Annotated in this window: 15 protein-coding genes and 2 tRNA genes; 7 read left to right on the forward strand and 10 right to left on the reverse strand. The window is 48.0% G+C overall.

Annotation, left to right across the window (positions count from 1 at the left end; genetic code table 11):
* Positions 1-50: 50 nt before the first annotated feature.
* Entirely contained in the window at positions 51-353 is a 303-nt protein-coding gene (locus EOO50_RS01435) for a hypothetical protein (protein ID WP_290837174.1), read from the reverse strand.
* Between the two features lie 181 nt (positions 354-534).
* Between EOO50_RS01435 and EOO50_RS01440 the strand changes: the two genes are divergently transcribed.
* Complete coding sequence (locus tag EOO50_RS01440) at positions 535-822, forward strand: hypothetical protein (RefSeq protein ID WP_290837176.1); 288 nt, start codon at positions 535-537, stop codon at positions 820-822.
* Positions 823-2,035: 1,213 nt separating this feature from the next.
* Here EOO50_RS01440 and EOO50_RS01445 read toward each other — a convergent pair.
* The gene (locus EOO50_RS01445; protein ID WP_290837178.1) at positions 2,036-4,075 is read right to left on the reverse strand and encodes a M13 family metallopeptidase; all 2,040 of its coding nucleotides are present in this window, start codon (positions 4,073-4,075) and stop codon (positions 2,036-2,038) included.
* Between the two features lie 165 nt (positions 4,076-4,240).
* Between EOO50_RS01445 and EOO50_RS01450 the strand changes: the two genes are divergently transcribed.
* Positions 4,241-4,456: a hypothetical protein gene (locus EOO50_RS01450; protein ID WP_290837180.1), complete on the forward strand. Its 216-nt coding sequence runs from the start codon at positions 4,241-4,243 to the stop codon at positions 4,454-4,456.
* A 70-nt stretch (positions 4,457-4,526) separates the two neighbouring features.
* Here the strand turns inward: EOO50_RS01450 and EOO50_RS01455 are convergent, their stop codons facing one another.
* The 8 genes from EOO50_RS01455 to rseP form a co-directional block, all read right to left on the reverse strand.
* Positions 4,527-5,054: a hypothetical protein gene (locus EOO50_RS01455; protein WP_290837182.1), complete on the reverse strand. Its 528-nt coding sequence runs from the start codon at positions 5,052-5,054 to the stop codon at positions 4,527-4,529.
* Between the two features lie 89 nt (positions 5,055-5,143).
* The gene (locus EOO50_RS01460) at positions 5,144-8,095 is read right to left on the reverse strand and encodes a T9SS type A sorting domain-containing protein (RefSeq protein ID WP_290837184.1); all 2,952 of its coding nucleotides are present in this window, start codon (positions 8,093-8,095) and stop codon (positions 5,144-5,146) included.
* Between the two features lie 200 nt (positions 8,096-8,295).
* Positions 8,296-9,939 carry a DUF6377 domain-containing protein gene (locus EOO50_RS01465; protein WP_290837186.1) on the reverse strand — a complete coding sequence of 548 codons (1,644 nt, stop codon included), beginning with the start codon at positions 9,937-9,939 and terminating at the stop codon, positions 8,296-8,298.
* Positions 9,940-10,065: 126 nt separating this feature from the next.
* Complete coding sequence (locus EOO50_RS01470) at positions 10,066-12,282, reverse strand: glycoside hydrolase family 3 C-terminal domain-containing protein (protein ID WP_290837188.1); 2,217 nt, start codon at positions 12,280-12,282, stop codon at positions 10,066-10,068.
* Between the two features lie 189 nt (positions 12,283-12,471).
* Positions 12,472-14,103 (reverse strand): DUF6377 domain-containing protein, encoded by a 1,632-nt coding sequence (locus EOO50_RS01475; protein WP_290837190.1) that lies wholly within the window; start codon positions 14,101-14,103, stop codon positions 12,472-12,474.
* A 109-nt stretch (positions 14,104-14,212) separates the two neighbouring features.
* Positions 14,213-14,284 (reverse strand) — tRNA-Arg (locus EOO50_RS01480).
* 42 nt (positions 14,285-14,326) lie between these two features.
* Positions 14,327-14,400: transfer RNA gene (locus EOO50_RS01485), tRNA-Asn, on the reverse strand.
* Between the two features lie 82 nt (positions 14,401-14,482).
* Positions 14,483-15,829, reverse strand: a complete 1,347-nt coding sequence (rseP, locus tag EOO50_RS01490; RefSeq protein WP_290837192.1) for an RIP metalloprotease RseP — start codon at positions 15,827-15,829, stop codon at positions 14,483-14,485.
* 158 nt (positions 15,830-15,987) lie between these two features.
* Here rseP and EOO50_RS01495 point away from each other — a divergent pair, with 158 nt between their 5' ends.
* From EOO50_RS01495 to EOO50_RS01515, 5 genes are read left to right on the forward strand one after another with little or no spacing between them, the layout of a single operon-like run.
* Positions 15,988-17,028, forward strand: a complete 1,041-nt coding sequence (locus EOO50_RS01495) for a Gfo/Idh/MocA family oxidoreductase (protein WP_290837194.1) — start codon at positions 15,988-15,990, stop codon at positions 17,026-17,028.
* Between the two features lie 12 nt (positions 17,029-17,040).
* Positions 17,041-17,988, forward strand: a complete 948-nt coding sequence (locus EOO50_RS01500) for an aldo/keto reductase (RefSeq protein ID WP_290837196.1) — start codon at positions 17,041-17,043, stop codon at positions 17,986-17,988.
* Between the two features lies 1 nt (position 17,989).
* Complete coding sequence (locus tag EOO50_RS01505) at positions 17,990-18,964, forward strand: D-glycerate dehydrogenase (protein WP_290837197.1); 975 nt, start codon at positions 17,990-17,992, stop codon at positions 18,962-18,964.
* Between the two features lie 31 nt (positions 18,965-18,995).
* Positions 18,996-19,508 carry a cupin domain-containing protein gene (locus tag EOO50_RS01510; RefSeq protein WP_290837198.1) on the forward strand — a complete coding sequence of 171 codons (513 nt, stop codon included), beginning with the start codon at positions 18,996-18,998 and terminating at the stop codon, positions 19,506-19,508.
* A 16-nt stretch (positions 19,509-19,524) separates the two neighbouring features.
* Positions 19,525-20,307 (forward strand): SDR family oxidoreductase, encoded by a 783-nt coding sequence (locus tag EOO50_RS01515; RefSeq protein WP_290837199.1) that lies wholly within the window; start codon positions 19,525-19,527, stop codon positions 20,305-20,307.
* Positions 20,308-20,379 lie beyond the last annotated feature (72 nt).

The raw sequence follows: 20,379 nt of genomic DNA on the forward strand, positions 1-20,379 counted from the left end.
AAAAAAAGCCCAAGTAAAAACTCAGGCCACATATCAAATAATCTAAATCCCTACATCTCCAATTCCTTCCCTCTCTCAAAAAAGTTCACCCAAAAAAAAGAATTAGGATCCAACCCCAATTCCAAAAAAGTCACATTCAAAACCTCCACGCGTTTCTCACTCTCCGCATCACTGCGTTTCAAAAATTCCACAAAGTGATCCAGATTTTCAAACCGGAAGCTCAATTTCGTATTCAAAGAGTAGGGCGTGATCTTAAAATCGAATTCCTTTCCCGTGTCCGGATTCTCATCGGGAATCTGGTGAAAACCTTCCTTCACCAGTGCGTCTAATATTTCCTTGTAATTATCTGTCATAAAAATTGATTTTTTTTCTACCGTTTCAGACCCTGAACACTGTGCCTTATACCAAATTAAAAAAAATCCGAACCCCATTCTCCCAAATCTATCCCAAAACAAATTTCCCACACCTGACAAATGTCATAAAACGCCTGACAGCCAAGCGGTAATTTTACCTCATAATCAAAACAGATGAGTTATGAGCACTTATGAAAAATACTTCGGACAATTTGAAAAAGGACTTTTTGCAAGCGTCAGCCTGGGCATTTTGGTGTCGAGTTGCGTGGGCGGAATCGCCGCAATGGCTATCCTCATGAACGGAAACAGCCTCGGCCAGATGCTTCAACTGTTCGTCGTCGTCGTGGGCGCAGTCGGGTTCAACGGCACGATCTTGTCACAGCAACCGCCGCGCGTCATCTACAATTTCCTCATCGGGAGCCTGATTGTGAACACCATAATCGCGGTCATTAATTTCGCTTTGCATTAGGAGCTTTTTCCGGCTGTCCGTTCCAAGCTTTCCCCAAAAAGTCTGGTTTTAGATGTGGCGCGGCGAGCTTCTTTCAGTCGCTGCCGCGCCCCAACAAAACCAAGCCTTTTTCAGTGAAAGGCTTTCCACTGCCATCCGGGCTAGTATGACGAATGACGAAAGACGAAAGACGAAAGACAAATGACGAAGGACTTGTTTCGATCTTCGATTCACGTTGAAAGACGAACGACGAACGACGAATGACAAAGGACTTTCCTCTTTCTTTGATTCACGTTGAAAGACGAAAGACGAAAGACGAAAGACGAACGACAAAGGACTCGCTTCACTCTTCGATTCACGTCACCGTCAATAGTCACTTATAAATCCAAACAAAAATCCCGATTACGTTCTCGTAACCGGGATTCTTTATTTTATGACGAACGACGAAAGACGAATGACGAAAGACGAATGACGAAGGACTGGTCTCAATCTTCGATTCATGTCTTGAGGTTCCGATATAATTGTGTGTTCCCAACTATGAATCATCGTTCGTCGTTGATTTTTTTCCAAACAAAAATCCCGATTACGTTCAGTAACGGGAATTCTTAATTTTTTGTATGAGGAATGACGAAAGACGAACGACGAAAGACAAAGGACTTGCCTCTTTCTCCAATTCACGTTGAAGACGAACGACGAATGCCTGGTCTCAATCTTCGATTCATGCCTTGAGGTTCCAATATAAGGTGTGTTCCCAACTACGAATCATCGTTGATCTTTTTCCAAACAAAAATCCCGATTACGTTCAGTAACGGTGATTCTTAATTTTTTGTATGACAAATGACGAAAGACGAAAGACGAAAGACGAATGACAAAGGACTTTCCTCTATCTTCGATTCACGTCAACGTCTATCGATTATAAATCCAAACAAAAATCCCGATTACGTTCAGTAACCGGGATTTTTTAATATGTCGAAAGTCGAAGGGCACCATTCCGATTTCAAATCACTTGCCGTTTCGTAATGACTACTAAGTCACAAGACTTCGTTTTTTTTTAATTAGCATTACTCGTTTTAGTTTCCGATCATTTGTCTTTCGTTAAGTCAACTCAATTCGTCCAACGCAAGAGATCAACTCAAATGAACAAATGAACAAATGAACAAATGAACAACCAATCGTCTAACGCCAGAGACCGACTCAAATAAACAAATCAACGCATCAACGCATCAACCAAAAACTACCAAATCTTCACTCTCTTCTCCGGCGCCAAATACAAACTATCGCCTGCCTTAACCCCAAAAGCCTCATAAAACTCCGGAATGTTCCTCACGATTCCATTCACGCGGAAATGTCCCGGTGAGTGCGGATCCGATGCAACTTGGTTACGCAACGACTCTTCTCTCTGCTTGCCCAACCACGATTGCGCATACCCGATAAAGAAACGCTGTTCGCCCGTGAATCCATCGATTTTGGGTGACGGTTTTCCCTTAAGGCTGATTTTATAAGCGCGCATCGCAATTGTCACGCCTCCAAGATCTCCGATATTTTCGCCCAACGTATATTCCCCGTTCACGTTCAGATCAGGAAACACTTTGAATGCGCTGTACTGCGCGACCAAAGCGCCTGTTCTTTCCTTGAATGCCTTGTTGTCGGCGTCGGTCCACCAGTTGCGCAACACGCCGTCTCCGTCGAATGAACTTCCCTGGTCGTCGAATCCGTGTCCGATCTCATGCCCGATAACGGCTCCGATCGATCCGTAATTCACCGCGTCGTCGACCGTCAAATCAAAGAAAGGCGGTTGCAGGATCGCAGCTGGGAACACGATTTCATTAAGCGAAGGATTGTAATAAGCATTTACGGTTTGAGGTGTCATTCCCCATTCGGTCTTGTCGACTTTTTTGCCGAGTTTCGCCAGTTGTCGGTTGTATTCGAATTCGGTCGAGCGCTCCATATTTCCATACAGATCACCTTTCACGACCTTGAGCTTCGAATAGTCGCGCCATTTGTCAGGATACCCGATTTTAGGATTGAATTTCGAAAGCTTCTCGAGTGCTTGTTTCTTGGTTTCGGGCGTCATCCAAGTCAACTCCTTGATGCTTTCCTCATAAGCTTTGAGCAGGTTCTGGACGAGTTCTTCCATGCGTTTTTTGGCTTCAGGTGAGAAGTGTTTCTTCACGTAAACCTCGCCCACGATCTCACCAAGATTGCTGTTCACGGCTGAGACGCCACGACGCCATTGCTCGCGCTGTTTCGGCGTTCCGTATAACGTTTTTCCATAGAAATTGAAGTTTTCATTGTCGATGTCCTGAGACAAATGCGTCCCTGAATCGTGGATCGTATTCCATTTCAACCATATTTTCCAAGTATCGAGAGGCGTCGATGCGATGACGCCGTCGATGGATTTCATGAACTCCAATTGAGGGAAAACGATTGACGTTTCTCCTTTGATTCCGGCGTTTTCAAGCATCAGTTTCCAGTTGAAATTCGGCATGACTTTGCCCAAATCGGCGATCTGCTGCGGATTGTACATTTTTGTCACGTCGCGCGTCAACTCCTTGCTCATGTGTTTCGAGGCGATCGCGGTCTCAAGCGCAAGCACTTTCTTGGCATTCGCTTCGGCATCGGCGACACCCACGAATTTCAACATGGCCGCGATATGCGCTTCATATTTCACGCGAATGTCCCGTGATTTCGCGTCGTTCAAAAAGTAATATTCGCGTTCGGGAAGCCCGAGCCCGCCTTGCCACGTGAGCAATGAATATTTCGTCGGATCTTTTAGATCTTCGGTCACGAAAACCGCGAATGGCGTCGTTCCGCCCGTGCGGTTCAATTTCCCGAAGAATCCCGCAAGATCATCGTAATTCTTAAGTGCGTCGATTTGAGCCAACTCAGGCTTCAAAGGTGAAATCCCTTTGGCGTCGCGCGTTTTCTGGTCCATGTACGAACTGTAGAAATCACCAATTTTCTGCTCGTTCGACCCGTCGGCGAAATCACCCTTAGCCGATTCCTCGATGATTTTCTTCACGTTTTCCTGAGCTTCGTCGTCGAGGATTTGTCCGACACCGATTGAAGATTTGTCGGCAGGAATTTCGTTTTTCTTCATCCAGCCGCCGTTCACGTACGCGTCGAAATCGTTGCCCGGCTTCACTAACGTATCCATGTTCTTAAGCAAGATGCCCGAAGCCAGTTCCTCGTTTTTGTCGGATTTACAAGAAGCGAGCGTCAAAAGCACGGCTCCCGCGATCATCGGAATTCTAATCAATGTTTTGTTGGTCATATATATCAAGATTAATGATTGTAGTCGAAGCATAAGTATGTCAAGATGCAACTTTGTTACGCATCCCAAAAATCGCAATGTTCAAATGTGTATCGCGAAAATAAAATTTTGTAAATGAACCACTTATATTTTAGTTATATTTATAAAAACTTAAAAGCAACCATTATGAGAAAAGCATCAAAAATCGCAAGTTTCCTATTGTTGGGCGCCATGCTGACGGCAACGGTAATTTCTTGCAAAAGCAAAGAAGGCGCTGCCGATGGCACAGCCGACAGTACGATGGTAGACACGACAATGCCGCCGCCACCGCCACCGGCTCAAGATGTTCCGGCCGATACTACGACAACACCGGCCGATTCGACTGCAATGCCTGCAAAATAATACGATTTACGGGTCAGCCTATAGGCATCGCCCTTTGTCCCCGTTGTGATATATTGCGACGGGGATTTTTTTATTTTAGCAGGGCGGCGAGTTTTTCGTATTCTCCGTTTTGTCCGAAGTTCATCGGATTGTAGCGAATTCCCACCATTTGCTGTTTCTTGCAATCGAAACTCAATTTCGCAACGCCCGTAACTTTTCCTTCGAGCGTGAAGACGAGCACGTCGTTGAAAATTTGTTTGCAGTCGCTTTCCGTCGGATTCCCGGTCGATGGTTTTACCGAGAAGATTTCGGATATCTTTTCATTTTTCGACGTCGGAACTTCATGTTTTGAAAACCCAAGAATACTCATGTTTTCAATGAATCCCGTATCTCTCGCGCTCGTCGGCACGGTTCCTTTCACGATTTGTATCATTCCTAATTCCTTGCGCGACTTTTCAGGTTTGGCGTAGATTTCCTCGATTTGCGCTTCGGTCACGTCGGTGTGGTAATGTTCGACCTTATCGAATAGGAAAAAAGGTTGGTCGCCGGGTTTTGCAGTCGAGTCGTTCTTGCAGGATACGATAAGCAACGCGGCGGCGGCAATAAAAAATGCTTTCATGGGAATTGGTTTTCTACGAAGTTACTAAACAAATTCCATAAAAAAAGGCAGCCATTACAGCCGCCTTGATTTACTAACAATCTCCCTTTTTATTCTTTGATGACTTTGATGGTCTTCGAATTTTTGTCGGACGTCAATTTCACGAGATAAATTCCTTTCGAAAGTCCGTCGAATGAAATGGAATTCGCGCCCGATGCATGTCTCACGCGTTGTCCGATGACATCAAAAACCTCAATCGTTTCAGCTTCGGTCGACAAATGCAACACGTTTTTCACGGGATTCGGCCAAACCGAGAACGTCTTGCCTGACTGTTGTGCGACGCCGAGATAGTTCGAACCATCGACCGTATTCGTACTTTGCGCGAGGTTCGTAAAAATGGCGCTTCCCGTTTGCGTTCCGTCAAGCGGTGCATACAATTCGAGACTCGACTTGAGCATCAGGTTCGATTGCAAAGCCGTCATTTCATCGGCGTTCATTCCCGAGCGATATACGAACCAATTGCGGTACGAAACGTTCGCGGGCGCTGACGTCGGATTCACGGTCAAGGTCGTCGTGACAAGGCTTTCGGCCACGGTTCCGCTCAACGCCGCATCGACATACAAGAAACTTGCGCCGCGTGCACGATAGTGTGTCAAGGCGATCTTGTGCCAGTTTCCGTCGTTAACTACGGCGGTCGACGTGATGTTTCCAGCCGCCGACGTATACGTCAAATGACCTTGCGCATCAATCGAAACCGTAGCCGTTCCGCCGTCGGTGTTCAAAACCATCAAGCTTCCCGAGGCCGTCGTTTTCACGTCGAGCACGGTCGTGAACGAATGCACGGTGTTGTCGGGCGTGAATGCGAAACTTCCGGCGCCGCCCGCATTGTCGATCTCAAGCATCGTCGTCGTGCTTAGGATAGGCTGAGGTTTCTGGTCTTCGAGCGCATCGAACAACGACGGCACGATCGCATAGAAAAGTTCGGTATGTCCGGCCGTATTCGGATGCAGGTAATCGTCCTGGTAACCCGTGGCCCAATTTCCGGTTCCGTTGTCGGTCGCGCCCAAAAGGTTCGTCGTCGGCACGTTCCATTGCGCCATTTCGATGTTCATTTGTTTGATGAACGCGTAATCGGTCAGGTTGTAATCGCCGCGGCCGTAATTGTTCGACAACACGGGCGTCTTGCCCGCGTCCTGGCTTTTCTGGATCAACAACTGCATGTTCGCCTGATACGAATTATAGGCGACTTGGCCCGTTTCATGTACGCCTTCGTTGCCCAGGACGAGCCCGAAGATCACATACTTTCCACAATCGCCGAGCAAATCCTTTTCGAATCGGTTCAACACATTCGTCGTATTGTTTCCATTGACCGCGTGGTTCGACGTATGGAAAGGCGAACTTCCGGCCGTAGCGCGATCTGCGAGCAATTCGTTGTATTGGTAAGCGTAACCTTGCATGTTCGTCGCGCCTTGTCCGTTCAATCCTGACGAACCCATTAACGTGATCTGATAATCATCGACCGCGACACATTGGATGCCGTAGGTGTAATTGCTCAAATTCAGCGTGATGATGAAATTCCCGTACGTCAAATCGATGTCGCTCATTTGAATCGCGAATTCGTTCGCGACGCTTTCCATTACGAGCGAATTTTGGGAACCCGTGATTTTCTTGAACACATAACTCCATGAATTATTTCCGCGGAATACGAAACGCGGATTAGTGTCTGAAGTCACCGACGTCAAGTCAAGCGTTGCCTGCCAAACCCCGTTGCCTTGATAATTCAAAGGCAAACCCGTTCCTGACCAACCGTTCGGCGTCGAGCTTCCGATCGCATTCCACGTAATCGGTGTGATCGTGTATGTATTCGTGTTGAGATTCACCGTAATGTAAACCGGACCCGATTGCGCCGGATCGATCGCAGGTCCGTTCAGGGCAAGGGAATTGGCCGAACTTCCCGCGCCGAAGATTTGTCCACCGTTTTGCGAGGTGTAAAAATTGAACGTGCCATCGGTCAGCGATGTGAAGATTTCAAACTCGTTGGTAATCGCGTTGTTCAATCCCGTGACGCGTCGCATTGGTATCGCCGAGGCTACGTTGTCACCGTTCTCGGTAGCCGTTCCTGAAAAGTACAGGTTCGAGATTTGGTTCGAAATATTGATCGTTTTCGTGCCTGAAATTTCAGGATTCGACGAACTCGTCGCCGTAACCGTAACCGTTCCGTTGTTCACGGGCGTGAGCAAACCGCTGTTGCTGATCACTGCGATCGCCGTATTGTCGACGCTCCAACTAACTGATGTGAATGTCGCATTCGCCGGGCTCACGGTCGCCGTCATTTGAGACGATTGCGCACTCGTCGTGATATCGTTTCCGGCCACGGTCACTGCCGTAACGTCGACGGTTGTGAGGTTTCCGTATTCTTCGATGCGCATTACGTTCATGTATCCAAACGTTCCTTCGACGATGCTCACGTCGAGCGTCAAATCGCCTGCCGATGTCGGCGAAAGCAATGTCGTCGCGAGAATGTTCGTCAAGTTTCCCGTCGTGCCGTCGCTCGTCTGCAATTGCCCGCTGAATGAATTCAAGCCTGAAAACGCGAACGCCGTCTTGCGGACGGTATTCGTCGGACGAGATGCGAAAATGTAGAATTTGTAAGCCTTCGCCGGATTCAAATTGTGGAAAACCACTTGACCCGAATTGTTGCCCGAACCCGCGGTTTCCAAATACCAGTAATCCATCGTCGCCGTAGCAATCGAGAGGTCGCCCAAAGCTGCGGTCGTCGTGGTCGTCGGCCCGTAATTGACCGACGTATTGACGATGAAATTGTTTGTGACTTCCATCGAAAATCCACTCGGCGCGTTTGTCGAATTCATTAAAGCGGTTGTCGCACCAACGACGCCGCTTATTGGGTTATTCCAGTAGTTTCCGTTCGCGTCGGGATTTGGCGTGATTTGCCCTTGTGTTCCGGCATTCGACCCGAAATCGATGAGCATTTTTTGTTCAAGTGTTTGGGCTTGCGAAACCGTTAGGAAAAGCAGTCCGAAAAAGAGTAAAAGTTTCTTCATAATAATAATTTAGTGCGACGAGCGTGAAATCTACATCGTTTGCGAAGAAACATCTTAAAAATACCTACAACGTTTTCAGGTAGTAAAAAAGTAGATTCGGAAATCGGATCTGAAGATCTAAATAATTTGAATACAGAAGTTTAAAAACTTGTCGGCCCGCAAAAAAAGTGGATTTCAAAAACATTGAAAAGGACTCGATTTTACGAAAACGACCCGATTTTCGAAACGCGCTGCTCGAAATCCTCTCTCGAAACCGCCTTGTTTTTCATCTTGACGCGATAGTTGTAAATCGTATTGACCGAATAACGCAAGAGTCGCGCGATCGTCGCACTGTCGGAAATGCCCAATCGGATAAGCGCGAAAATCCGGAGTTCCGTGTTCAATAATTCGCCTTTCTTTGGAAAAACCTGTTCGCCCGACGAAAGCAACGCATTGAGTTCCGCCACGAAATCGGGATAAATGTGGAGGAACGCCGAATCGAATGAATGGTAGAATGCCTCGAGTTCAGACTGGATGAAATCGTCGGAATTTGTCTTTTGGAACAACTCCGATGTCTGTTTGGCGAGCAACATCTTTTTGACCGTTTTTCGGTAATTGTCGAGCTTGTCGATATAGTCCGAACAAATGTTCAAAAAGTTCCCGATGTAATGTTCCTTGACCTGGTTGCTCTCGCGCAGCTCGCCGTGCAATTGGCTCATCTGCGTGTTCGCGCGCTGCAGGTTTTCATTGAGCACGCGCAGTTTTTCATTCGCGTGCTGCAGTTCGTTTCGCGCCTTCGAGACCTTTCGTATCTCGCGATAGATCATCACGATCGCGACCAGCAAGATAAGTCCGAGCGCGCTGATGAGCCACAAATAATTGCGCAGTTCCAACCGTTGCTGTTCATTTTTCTGCTCGTATGTCTTGTTGATGATCGGCAGAATGTTCGAGATCGCGATCAGTCGCAGGCGTGAGTTGTAGAAATCGGCGTCGGCGAATGAAAAGTCGATGAACCGGTGCGCGCGTTCGATATCGTCTTCCTCAAACAAGATCATCGCGAGGTCGGCCATCGCGGCATTGTCTTTTACCGATCCGCGAATGTCTGAAATCGCCGATAAAATCAAATATCTCTTGCGGTTTTCGAGATCGTTCTGCTTCTGGTAAATCAACGATCGCCCGAAAGTTGCGCGCGAATAATCCCTTGTCCCGATTCTCGCCATGTTGAGCCTCAGGTCGTTTGATTTCAAACTCGTTTCGATGTCGCCATTTTCACGTGCGCGCCTTTCGTTTATGAACAGGTAACGCTCGGACGTCTTGGGCAGAATCGACAAAAGCGTGTCGGCGTAACCGTTGAAAAGTTGGTTGTAGCGCGATTTGTTTTGTTCGACGGGCGAATAGAATCCGAGGCGCGCGTAGACTTCCATCATGAAATTGTAATACTCCAAAAGCGATGCGCGTTCGAGTTTTTTCGCGTTGACTGACCGAAGCATTTCGACGGCTTCGACGTAATTCCCCGACGACGAAAGCAAGCCGCCCAGACGCGTTTTCGTCTCGTTGACTTTGAATTCGTTCTGGAGTTTTGTCGCGATTTCGAGATTCTCGTTGAGGTATTTCACGGCCGAATCGAATTGGTACGGAACGAATTCGGTGATGAGTTTATCGTTGATCTCGTAAACCTGTTCGCTCGAAATCCTTGGCGTCGAAAGCAGTTGTTTGAGAGACGCGATGCGTTTTTGCCTTGCGTCGTCGTAGGTTTTGCGCGACTTCATGGTTGTTTCGAGCACGAGGAGCAATGAATCGGTTTGGGTTTGGGAAACGGCCAACCCCGAAATGAAAAACGCAAAAACAACTACCCAAAATCGCATGCCGCAAATGTATGATTTTCGAATGTACCGACATACAAAAAGACGCCGAAGCGCCTTGATGTCCTATCCGATGTTGTACTAACTTTTTAAATCAAATACGTTTTTTGATTGAGTTCGGACAGTGTATTATTGAAGTGTGAATTTCACTTTCGACTTGATGTTTTCGCTCGACGCGCCAATGATCGCCTCGAAATCACCGGGTTCCGCGACCCATTCGTGTTTCTTGTCGTCGAAATAACTCAACGCTGTCTTGTCGACCGTAATGCTCACGGTTTTTTCCTCGCCCGCTTTCAAATTGACTTTTTCGAAACCTTTGAGTTCCTTGATCGGACGCGGCAACGATGATTTCAAATCTGAAATGTACAATTGCACGATTTCAGAACCGTCGCGTTTGCCGGTGTTTTTAACCGTTACCGAGAACGTAATTTTGTCTGAAGCCGCCATCGTCTTTTTGTCCGACGAAACTTTTCCGTATTGGAAAGTCGTGTAACTCAAACCATGTCCGAACGCGAACAACGGCTTGATTTTTTGTTTTTCATGCCAACGATATCCGACGAAAAGCCCTTCGTGGTACGTGACTTCGTCTTTCGTTCCGGGGAATTCGCCTTTCGCGTGAGCCGCGTTGTCGGTCAATTTCACAGGGAATGAGAACGTCAATTTCCCGGACGGATTCACGTCGCCCACCAAGACTTCGGCCAAGGCAGTTCCGGCTTCGGATCCCAGGAACCAACCTTGCACGATCCCGGGAATTTCGTTTACCCACGGCATCGCCACGGCATTTCCTGAAATGTTCACGAACACGACATTCTTGTTGACCTTCGCTATTTCACGAACCAGATTGTCTTGGTTGTACGGCAATTCGAGGCCTTTACGGTCGTTTCCTTCGGCGTCCTGGAAGTCGCTTTTGTTGAGTCCGCCGAAAATGAGTACGACGTCGGCACCTTGTGCTGCTGATTTCGCCTCGGCCAACAATTCGGCCGCGGAACGTTTCTCGCTCAAATCCTGACCCGTAACGACTCCGTTGTAATCACCGCTCGCGTCGCCCACGTAACCGCGGACATAGGTGATTTGCGCTTCGGTCCCGACGCGTTTCTTCAAGCCGTCGAGCGGAGAGATTTCGTATTTTGCTTTGAGCGACGAGCTTCCGCCGCCGACGGTCATCATCTTCAACGCGTTTTCCCCGATCACGACGATTTTCTTGGTTTTCTTCAAGTCGATCGGAAGCACGTTGTTTTGATTTTTGAGCAGGACGATGCCTTCTTCGGCGATCTTGCGGCCGGCCATCGTATGTTCTGGAGAATTGAACGAGCCCGTCGGACGGTTCGAATCCATCGTCGTCAGGAATGACAAACGCAGGATTCGGCGCACTTTTTCATCGAGTTCTTTGGTCGTGACTTCGCCTTTCTTAATCATTTCAAGGTACGGACGCGCGAGATAATAACCGTCGTATGCGTTGCTTTTTCCCCAACTCAAGCCGTTCGTCCAGCTTCCGAATTCCATGTCGAGACCGTTGAAGATCGCCTGTTTGGTATCGTGGACACCGCCCCAATCAGAGATCACGACGCCTTCGAATCCCCATTCCTTGCGCAAAATGTCGTTGAGCAAATATTCGTTGTGGCAGCAATGTTGGCCTTTGTATTTGTTATATGCGCCCATGATCGCCCACGCGCCGCCTTCCTGGATCGCCGCTTTGAACGCAGGCAGATAGATTTCGTAAAGCGCTCTGTCGTCGACATTCACGTTGACTTCGTTTCGGTACGTTTCCTGGTTATTCAAAGCGAAATGTTTGACGCAAGCCGCGACGCCATTGGATTGCACGCCTTTTACGTAAGGGACGACCATCTGCCCTGAAAGGAACGGATCTTCGCCCATGTATTCGAAATTGCGTCCGTTGAGCGGCGTACGGTAAATGTTCACGCCGGGTCCGAGCAATACGTTCTTGTTCCTGAAACGCGCTTCTTCACCTATGGATTTTCCATACAACGACGCCAGGTCCCGGTTCCAGGTCGCGGCCAAAGCAGTCAACGCCGGAAACGCCGTGCACGAGTCGCTCGTCCAACCGGCTTGATCCCATTCGTCCCATTTCACCTCGGCGCGAATGCCGTGCGGCCCATCGGTCATCCAGTTTTCAGGAATTCCGAGACGCGGTACGCCAGGTGAGCTGAATTTGGATTGGGCGTGCAGCATGGCAATTTTTTCCTCGGTCGTCATGCGCGAAAGTGCGTCCTCGACTCGTTCCTTTACCGGTTTCGAATTGTCGAGATACACGGGTTTCTTCTGCTGTGCCTGAGTGCTGAAAACGCCCGAAATAAGCAGTGCTCCAATGGCAATAAAATGTTTCATATGTAAATGATAAATAATCGCAGGCGGTTTTGCCTTTCGTTTGTTGATTCGGTGTAAAGCTATAACGATATAGTTGAAGTAAGTTGTCTGTAATAACAAAAAGTAGTACTGTCTGAATATTAAATAACTGACTATTAATTATTTATGTCTTTTTTTCGACAACAGAAAGTAGTGCGTTTTTTCCCGATGTTAAGCTCTCGTTGTACTATTTCCGATTTTCATCACGAGCTCTTCGAACCCATCACGCGACCCGATCGCCTTGTTTCGGGCGCGCGTCCGGTAGTTGTAGATCGTACTCAACGAATAACGAAGAAATGCGGCGATTTTGACGCTGTCGGTGATTCCTAATCGGATCAATGCGAAAACGCGGAGCTCGGTGTTTAACAATTCGCCGGGTTTCAACTGGACGTGTTCGTCATCTACGAGAAGCGTATTGAAATCATCAACGAACGTCGGATACAAATTCAGGAAAATCGTATCGAAGTTGTGGTACAATTCCTCGAGTTCGCTTTCGACGAGCGTAGTAGATTTGAGCATCGTGAACAATTCGTCTAGCTGTTTCGAATGGGCCTTTTTGTTGAGTGTTTTGCGATAGCTTTCGAGTTTGTTGATGTAGCTCGAACACATGTCGAAAAAATGCGCGATGTATTCTTCCTTGACGTGGTTGGCTTCATGCAATCGGGAATTGGTTTCCTGGAGTTCGGCGTTGGTTTGTGAGATTCCGATGTTGAGTTCGGACAATTTTTCACTCGAAATTGATAATTTGCGTCGGATGCGCGACACTTTTTTCATCTGAAGATAAACATAAGCGACGGCGATAAATAACAAAAGCGACAACACGCTGATCGAGATTAAATACGTCTTTAACTGCCCGCTGCGTTTGGCTTCCTTTTCCTGATACGTTTTGTTGATCATCGTGTAGAACGACGTGATCTGTATCGTCCGGAACTTGGCGTTGCAGAAAATCGCGTCCTCGATCGCCGATTTCGTGAATCGGTTCGCCTTGTCCAGGTCGCCTTTCCTGTAGAAGATCGTGGCTAAGGTTTGCAACGACGCATTGTCCTTGGTAGCGCTTTTGATGTCGGCGATGGCCGAAAGTGCGTAGAAATCCAAACTCCTATCGGAATCACCGTTTAGCATCGCGATGTCGCCGAGCAGATACGAAACCATCGCGTAGGTCTGGGAATCCGAATCGGCTTCGGCCAATAACTCGGTCAGGTTTTTTTGGGCCGACGCGTATTGCTTCAGATAGATGTCGCGTTGGGCGCTGTTGATTCGGAACTTGAGTGTATTCGGTTCAAGCACCGACAAAAGCGAATCGCGGTATTTTTCGATCGGCACGAGATAGGAAATCTCATAACTGTGGGACGCGTAATGCTCGTAGAATTGGCTGTAGGCTTCAAAATAATCGGGTAGGAGTTCGGGCGTCAATTTCTTTCGGTCGAGACTTTGCAGCAATGCTTCCGATTCGAGATACATGCCCGATGACGAATACAGGTTCGCCAGCTGTATCTGAGCCGCTTCCTGAAATTCCTTGTTGTTCTTTCGTTTGGCGATGGCCAGATTGCGCTTGATGTAGAAGATCGCCGAATCGAGTCTGAACTTTCGGTATTCGTCGTACATCGCCTTGTTGAAGTAATATTCCTCGAGATACCCGATGTTTTTGCGGATGTCGGCGATGCGCTGTTTTTTCTTGTTGTCGTAGATCGGCTTGTCGGCTATGGCTTTGTCGAGACTCGCGAAAATGGAGTCGTGGTCGTGAGAGGCGAGAGCGTTCCGTCCGAACAAAAGCAAAAAGAAAGAAAGCAGCCAAGGTTTCATTTCGGACGAATAAAAGATTACGACTTAAAAATTGAAAGATTAGTAGAGAGAATTAACGAAAGCGATCTCTTAAATCATTGAATCTTTTAATTTTTCAATCTAAAAAATGTGACCCCGCCAAGAATCGAACTTGGATCTAAAGTTTAGGAAACTTCTATTCTATCCGTTGAACTACGGGGCCTAAAATAAAAAAAGCCACTCTGTTCGAATGGCTTTTCATTTGCTCCCCCTCTTGGGCTCGAACCAAGGACCCTCTGATTAACAGTCAGATGCTCTAACCAACTGAGCTAAGGAGGAAGATTATTATCTTTTAAGCGGTTGCAAATATAAGCCGAAAATTGTTTCTTCCAAATAATTTTTGAGGAAATTTTCGCAAAATTTACTTGCTCACTATCGCCTTGTAAATATCATTTCCGTTTGCGAACAAAATCAAACCTATAAGTAGAATAAAACCAGCCATTTGGGCGTATTCCATGAATTTGTCGCTCGGTTTGCGTCTCGTGATCATTTCGTAAAGCAAGAACATAACGTGACCGCCATCGAGCGCAGGAATTGGCAAAAGGTTCATCACACCGAGCATGATCGACAGAATTGCCGTGATGTTCCAAAAGTTCTCCCAAACCCATTCGCTCGGGAAAATATTGAAGATCGCGTAGAAGCCGCCGACTGATTTTATCGCGCCCGTCTCCGGATTCACGATCGCCTTCAATTGGTTCCAATAACTCGCCAAACGGTCTTTCCCACGTGCGATCCCAACCGGGAACGACTCAAAAAACCCATACGTTTCACGATTGAATTTGTAATAACCCAAACGCTCCATATTGCGTTCCTCGATGGCTCCGGGGCCTACACCGATCTTTCCTTCCTTGTTCACGACAAGGTTTACCGCCGTTTCTTTCTCCTTGCGGATAACCGTAGCGGGAACGGTCTTGTTCTTGTAGTTGGCCAGCATCGGCGTGAGCTGATCGTAATAGCGGATAGGTTTTCCGTCGACCGAAGTCAGGATATCGCCCGCTTCAAGAATCGTCTTGTTCTTCGAATCTTCAGCGAATCCGCCAACCACGAACGGCATGCGCAATCTAACCGTTTCCCTCGAACCTGAATTCTGCATCTGGTCGATGAGGTTCACGGGCATTTTTACGGTTTGTTGCTGTCCGTCGCGCTCGATTGTAATGCTTTTCGACATCACGACCGATTCGCTTAAACCGCCGTCGACGCGATCAAAAGGCTTCCCGTCGATCGATACGATTTTATCCCCGGTTTTCAATCCGGCTTTTTCGAGAACCGGATTCATCACCCAGAGTCCGTCTTTGATATTTTCATTCTTCACGTAGAAATCGCCGTACACGAAAGCCATCCCGATATAAATCAAAAAAGCCAAGACGAAATTTACCGTCACGCCACCAAGCATGATGATGAGTCGTTGCCAGGCCGGTTTGGAACGGAATTCCCACGGTTGCGGCGGCAGCGCCATTTGTTCCTTGTCCATGCTTTCGTCGATCATGCCCGAAATCTTCACGTATCCGCCGAGCGGCAACCATCCGATACCGTAAACAGTCTCGCCGATTTTCTTCTTGACGAGCGAAAATTTCACATCGAAAAACAAATAAAATTTCTCGACGCGCGTCTTAAAAAGTTTTGCAGGTATGAAGTGCCCGAGTTCGTGCAAAATAATGAGCAACGAAAGGCTCAACAGGAACTGGGAAAGCTTGACAACAATATCCATTAGGTAAATTTCAATGATTGGACGCAAAAATAGCGTTTTCTATTTAACAGCCTATCAACACGCAATCTTTCGACTTGTAAATGTTTGTTAATAATTACGATGGCGGTTTTTACTTTCGCGAAGCGACGGTTAAATTTACGAGACTAAACAATCGCTAAATGCAGCAAATCGCCACCGCCTTGCTTTCGTACGGAATGTCGGGCAAAATATTCCACGCGCCTTTCCTCGAATTACACCCCGGTTTTGAACTCAAAGGAGCTTGGGAACGTTCGAAAAAATTGATACAGGAAGATTTTCCGACAGTAAAAAGCTACAGTTCCATCGACGAACTTTTGTCGGACGACATCGATCTGGTCATCGTCAACACGCCTACCGAAACCCATTTCGAATACGCGAAAGCCGCATTATTGGCAGGAAAACACGTGCTTGTGGAGAAAGCATTTACGTCGACAGTAGCTGAAGCCGAAGAACTCGACGAACTTGCCAACGAGCAAAACCTGACGCTCGCCGTTTTCCAGAACAGGCGTTGGGACAGCGATTTCAAAACCGTAAAAGACATTTTTGACAAAGACATTCTGGGCGATATCGTCGAGGCCGAGCTGCATTACGACCGATACAATCCGAACCTAAGCCCGAAAACGCACAAGGAAACCCGAAACGCAGGGTCAGGAGTTTTAAAGGATTTGGGTCCGCACATCATCGATCAGGCGCTCGTATTATTCGGATTTCCCGACGCTTTGTTCGCCGATTTACGTCCGACGCGCGAGAATTCCCTGGTCGACGACTGGTTCGACATCACGCTTTTCTACAAGGATTTCCGGGTCCGATTGAAATCGAGTTATTTCGTGCGCGAACCGCTGCCATCGTACATTCTGCACGGAAAAAAGGGCTCGTTCCTAAAAAGTCGCGGCGATGTCCAGGAAGATGATTTGAAACTTGGCAAAAAACCGATGGTCACCGATTGGGGCAAGGAACCCGAATTCCGTTCGGGCGTTTTGCACACTGAAATCGAAGGCGTCGAATTGCGCGAACACGTCCCGACGATTCCCGGAAATTACTACGGCTTTTTCGACGAATTGTACCACGCGATCAAGAAACACAAACCGTCGCCCGTTTCAGCTTCAGACGGCATCAAGACCATGCGCATCATCGAAGCCGCGATCCAGAGTTCGCTTGAGAAAAAAATCTACACTTTCTAAACCATACAGATCATGGAAAAACGACAATTAGGCCAATCAGATTTGCACATTTATCCGATCGTTTTCGGAGGGAACGTTTTTGGTTGGACGATCGACGAAAAGAAATCATTCGAACTTTTGGACGGTTTTACCGGCGCGGGTTTCAACTGTATCGATACTGCCGACGTATATTCACGCTGGGCGCCCGGAAACAAAGGAGGCGAATCAGAAACCGTCATCGGGAACTGGCTTTCAAAACGCGGCAACCGTGATTCAATAATCCTCGCAACCAAAGTCGGATCGGACATGGGCGAAGGAAAATCACTCAAAAAAGACTACATCCTAAAAGCGGTCGAAGCGTCGCTCAAACGCCTCAAAACCGATTATATCGACTTGTACCAAACGCATTTCGACGACGAATCGACTCCGGTCGAGGAAACGTTGTCGGCTTACGACCAATTGGTGAAAGACGGGAAAGTGCGCGTCATCGGGGCATCGAATATTTCGCCCGAACGCCTAAAAGAATCGTTCGCGACGAGCCTCGAAAAAGGATATCCCGAATACCAAACCTTGCAACCGCATTACAATTTGTATGCGCGCGAACAGTTCGAAAGTCAATACGAACCCTTGTGTTTGGGACATTCATTGGGCGTGATCACATATTTTTCACTTGAAAGCGGCTTCCTGACCGGGAAATATCGCACGAAAGACGACCTGAAGAAAAGTCCTCGAGGCGGCGACATGGACAAATATTTCGACGAACGCGGGTTGAAAATCCTTGCGGCGCTCGACGAAGTTTCCGCCCGACATAAAACCACTCCGGCCGCTGTGGCATTGGCGTGGCTGATCCATCGTCCATCGGTTACGGCGCCCATAGTCAGCGCGACAAGTCTGGAACAACTCAAAAGCATCATCGCCGCGCCGGGCATCAATTTGGTGGCCGACGACATCGGACAATTAACAGCGGCAAGCGCCTGGTAACATGAAAATCTTCATCACACGACAATTCCCTGAAAACGGACTGCGACTTTTTGAAGACGCGGGAATCGATGTCATTCAATGGCAGGAAAAACGCGATCTGACGCAAGAAGAATTGATAGAAAATTGCCGAAATGCCGATGGATTGCTAGCCGTCGGACGCACGAAATTGGACGCGGAATTTCTCGAATCGTGCCAGCATTTGAAAGTCATTTCATTGTTTTCGGTCGGATATGACAATGTCGACATCGAAAAGGCGAACGAACTTAAAATACCAGTCGGCAATACGCCTGAAGTCTTGAGCAAAGCCACGGCCGATGTCGCGTTTCTATTGATGCAGGCCACAGCACGAAAGGCGTTTTTCCATCACAAACGGATCGCGCGCGGCGATTGGGGATTTTTTGAACCGATGGCCAATATCGGAACGGATTTGCAGGGCAAGACGCTCGGTATTTTCGGTCTCGGCAGCATCGGATTTGAAATGGCGAAATCGGCAAAAGGCGCATTCGAGATGGACATCATTTACCACAACCGCAGCCGCAACGGAATCGCTGAAACCAAACTCGGCGCGCGCAAAGTCACGTTCGATGAACTGCTCGCCCAAAGCGACGTGATTTCGGTCCACGCGAACCTGTCAGATGAAACCACGGGAATTTTCAATGCCGCGACATTCGCAAAAATGAAACGCAACGCGATCTTCGTAAACACTGCGAGAGGCGCGATCCACAACGAATTCGATTTGCGCGACGCCCTGACCGACGGCATCATTTGGGGTGCCGGCCTCGACGTGACGCATCCCGAACCCATGGAAAAGGACAATCCGTTGCTCGATATGCCGAATGTTTGTGTTTTGCCGCACATCGGTTCATCGACCAGGGAAACGCGCGAGGCGATGGCCGAACTGTCGGCAAGAAACGCAATCGCAGGCTTGCATGGTGAGCGGCTTCCAAAGATCGTCAATCCTGAAATTTACACATAACTACAACTACAAACTAAAACACAACTACCACATGGAACCGATTCAATTAACCTTCAAAGACGACGGGAATATCCCGAACAGCAAGCTGCCGCTATTGATTTACAAAGGCGTTTTCCTTGAAGACAAGACCGACGCCGACGCGATGATCGCGCATTTCCGCAACCACGGATGGAAGAACGCATGGAAAAACGGCGTGTACGATTACCATCATTACCACAGCATCACGCACGAAGTCATCGGGATTTATCAAGGTCACGCCGAGCTCATGTTCGGTGGCCAGAATGGATTAAAAGTCTCGGTCGAAGAAGGCGACGTGATCGTGATTCCGGCCGGAGTCGGGCACAAACGCGTGACGCAATCGGAGGATTTTGCGGTCGTCGGCGCGTATCCGAACGGTTGCGATTACGACATCATGAAAGGCGAACCCGGCGAACGACCGACAGCCGATGAGAATATCGCGAAGGTCGAAATGCCTGAAAACGATCCGATTTACGGGAAAATGGAAGGCTTGCTTTCAATTTGGAACGTGGAGTTCGCACATTAATTCTATCAAAACCGACATGGACCTACAACTCAAAAATAAAACCGCGCTCGTCACAGGATCGACCGCCGGAATCGGATTCGCAACCGCAAAATTACTGCTCAAAGAAGGCGCGAAAGTTTTTATCAACGGGCGCAAGCAGCAAGGAATCGACGACGCGATCGCAAAACTCAAAGCCGAGATTCCAAACGCTGAAGTGTACGGAATCGCCGCCGATTTCTCAAACGTGAAAGACATCGACAACTTACTTGGCGCGTTGCCTGAAGTCGATATTTTGGTCAACAACGTCGGGATTTTCAAGATCGAGGATTTTGCCGACATCACCGACGACGACTGGTTCCATTTCTTCGAAGTCAATGTCATGAGCGGCGTGCGTTTGTCGCGCAACTATTTTCCGAAAATGCTCGAGAAGAATTGGGGCCGAATCATTTTCGTGTCGAGTGAAAGCGCATTGAATATTCCGTCCGAGATGATTCACTACGGCATGACGAAAACTGCGCAGCTGGCCGTGTCGCGAGGCTTGGCGCAATTGACCAAGGATTCGAACGTAACGGTAAATTCGGTGCTTCCGGGTCCGACGGCATCGGAAGGTTTGACGGATTTCATCGATCTTGATGACGACAACAAATCGCAAAAAGAAAAAGAATTTTTTGAAAACGCACGCCCGTCGTCGCTGATTCGCCGATTCCTGGAACCCGACGAGATTGCGAGCACGATCGTGTATTTGGCGAGTCCGTTGGCGTCAGGTACGAACGGAACGTCGGTGAGAGTTGATGGCGGTTTGGTTACGACGATTGCCTAACTAATATTACCAATTAGGCGAAATTTTTAGGCGCTCATGTGATTGACAGTTAAGTGCGGTCGAACGCATTAC

This window comes from Flavobacterium sp. (assembly GCF_004211145.1).
Classification (GTDB): Bacteria; Bacteroidota; Bacteroidia; order Flavobacteriales; family Flavobacteriaceae; genus Flavobacterium.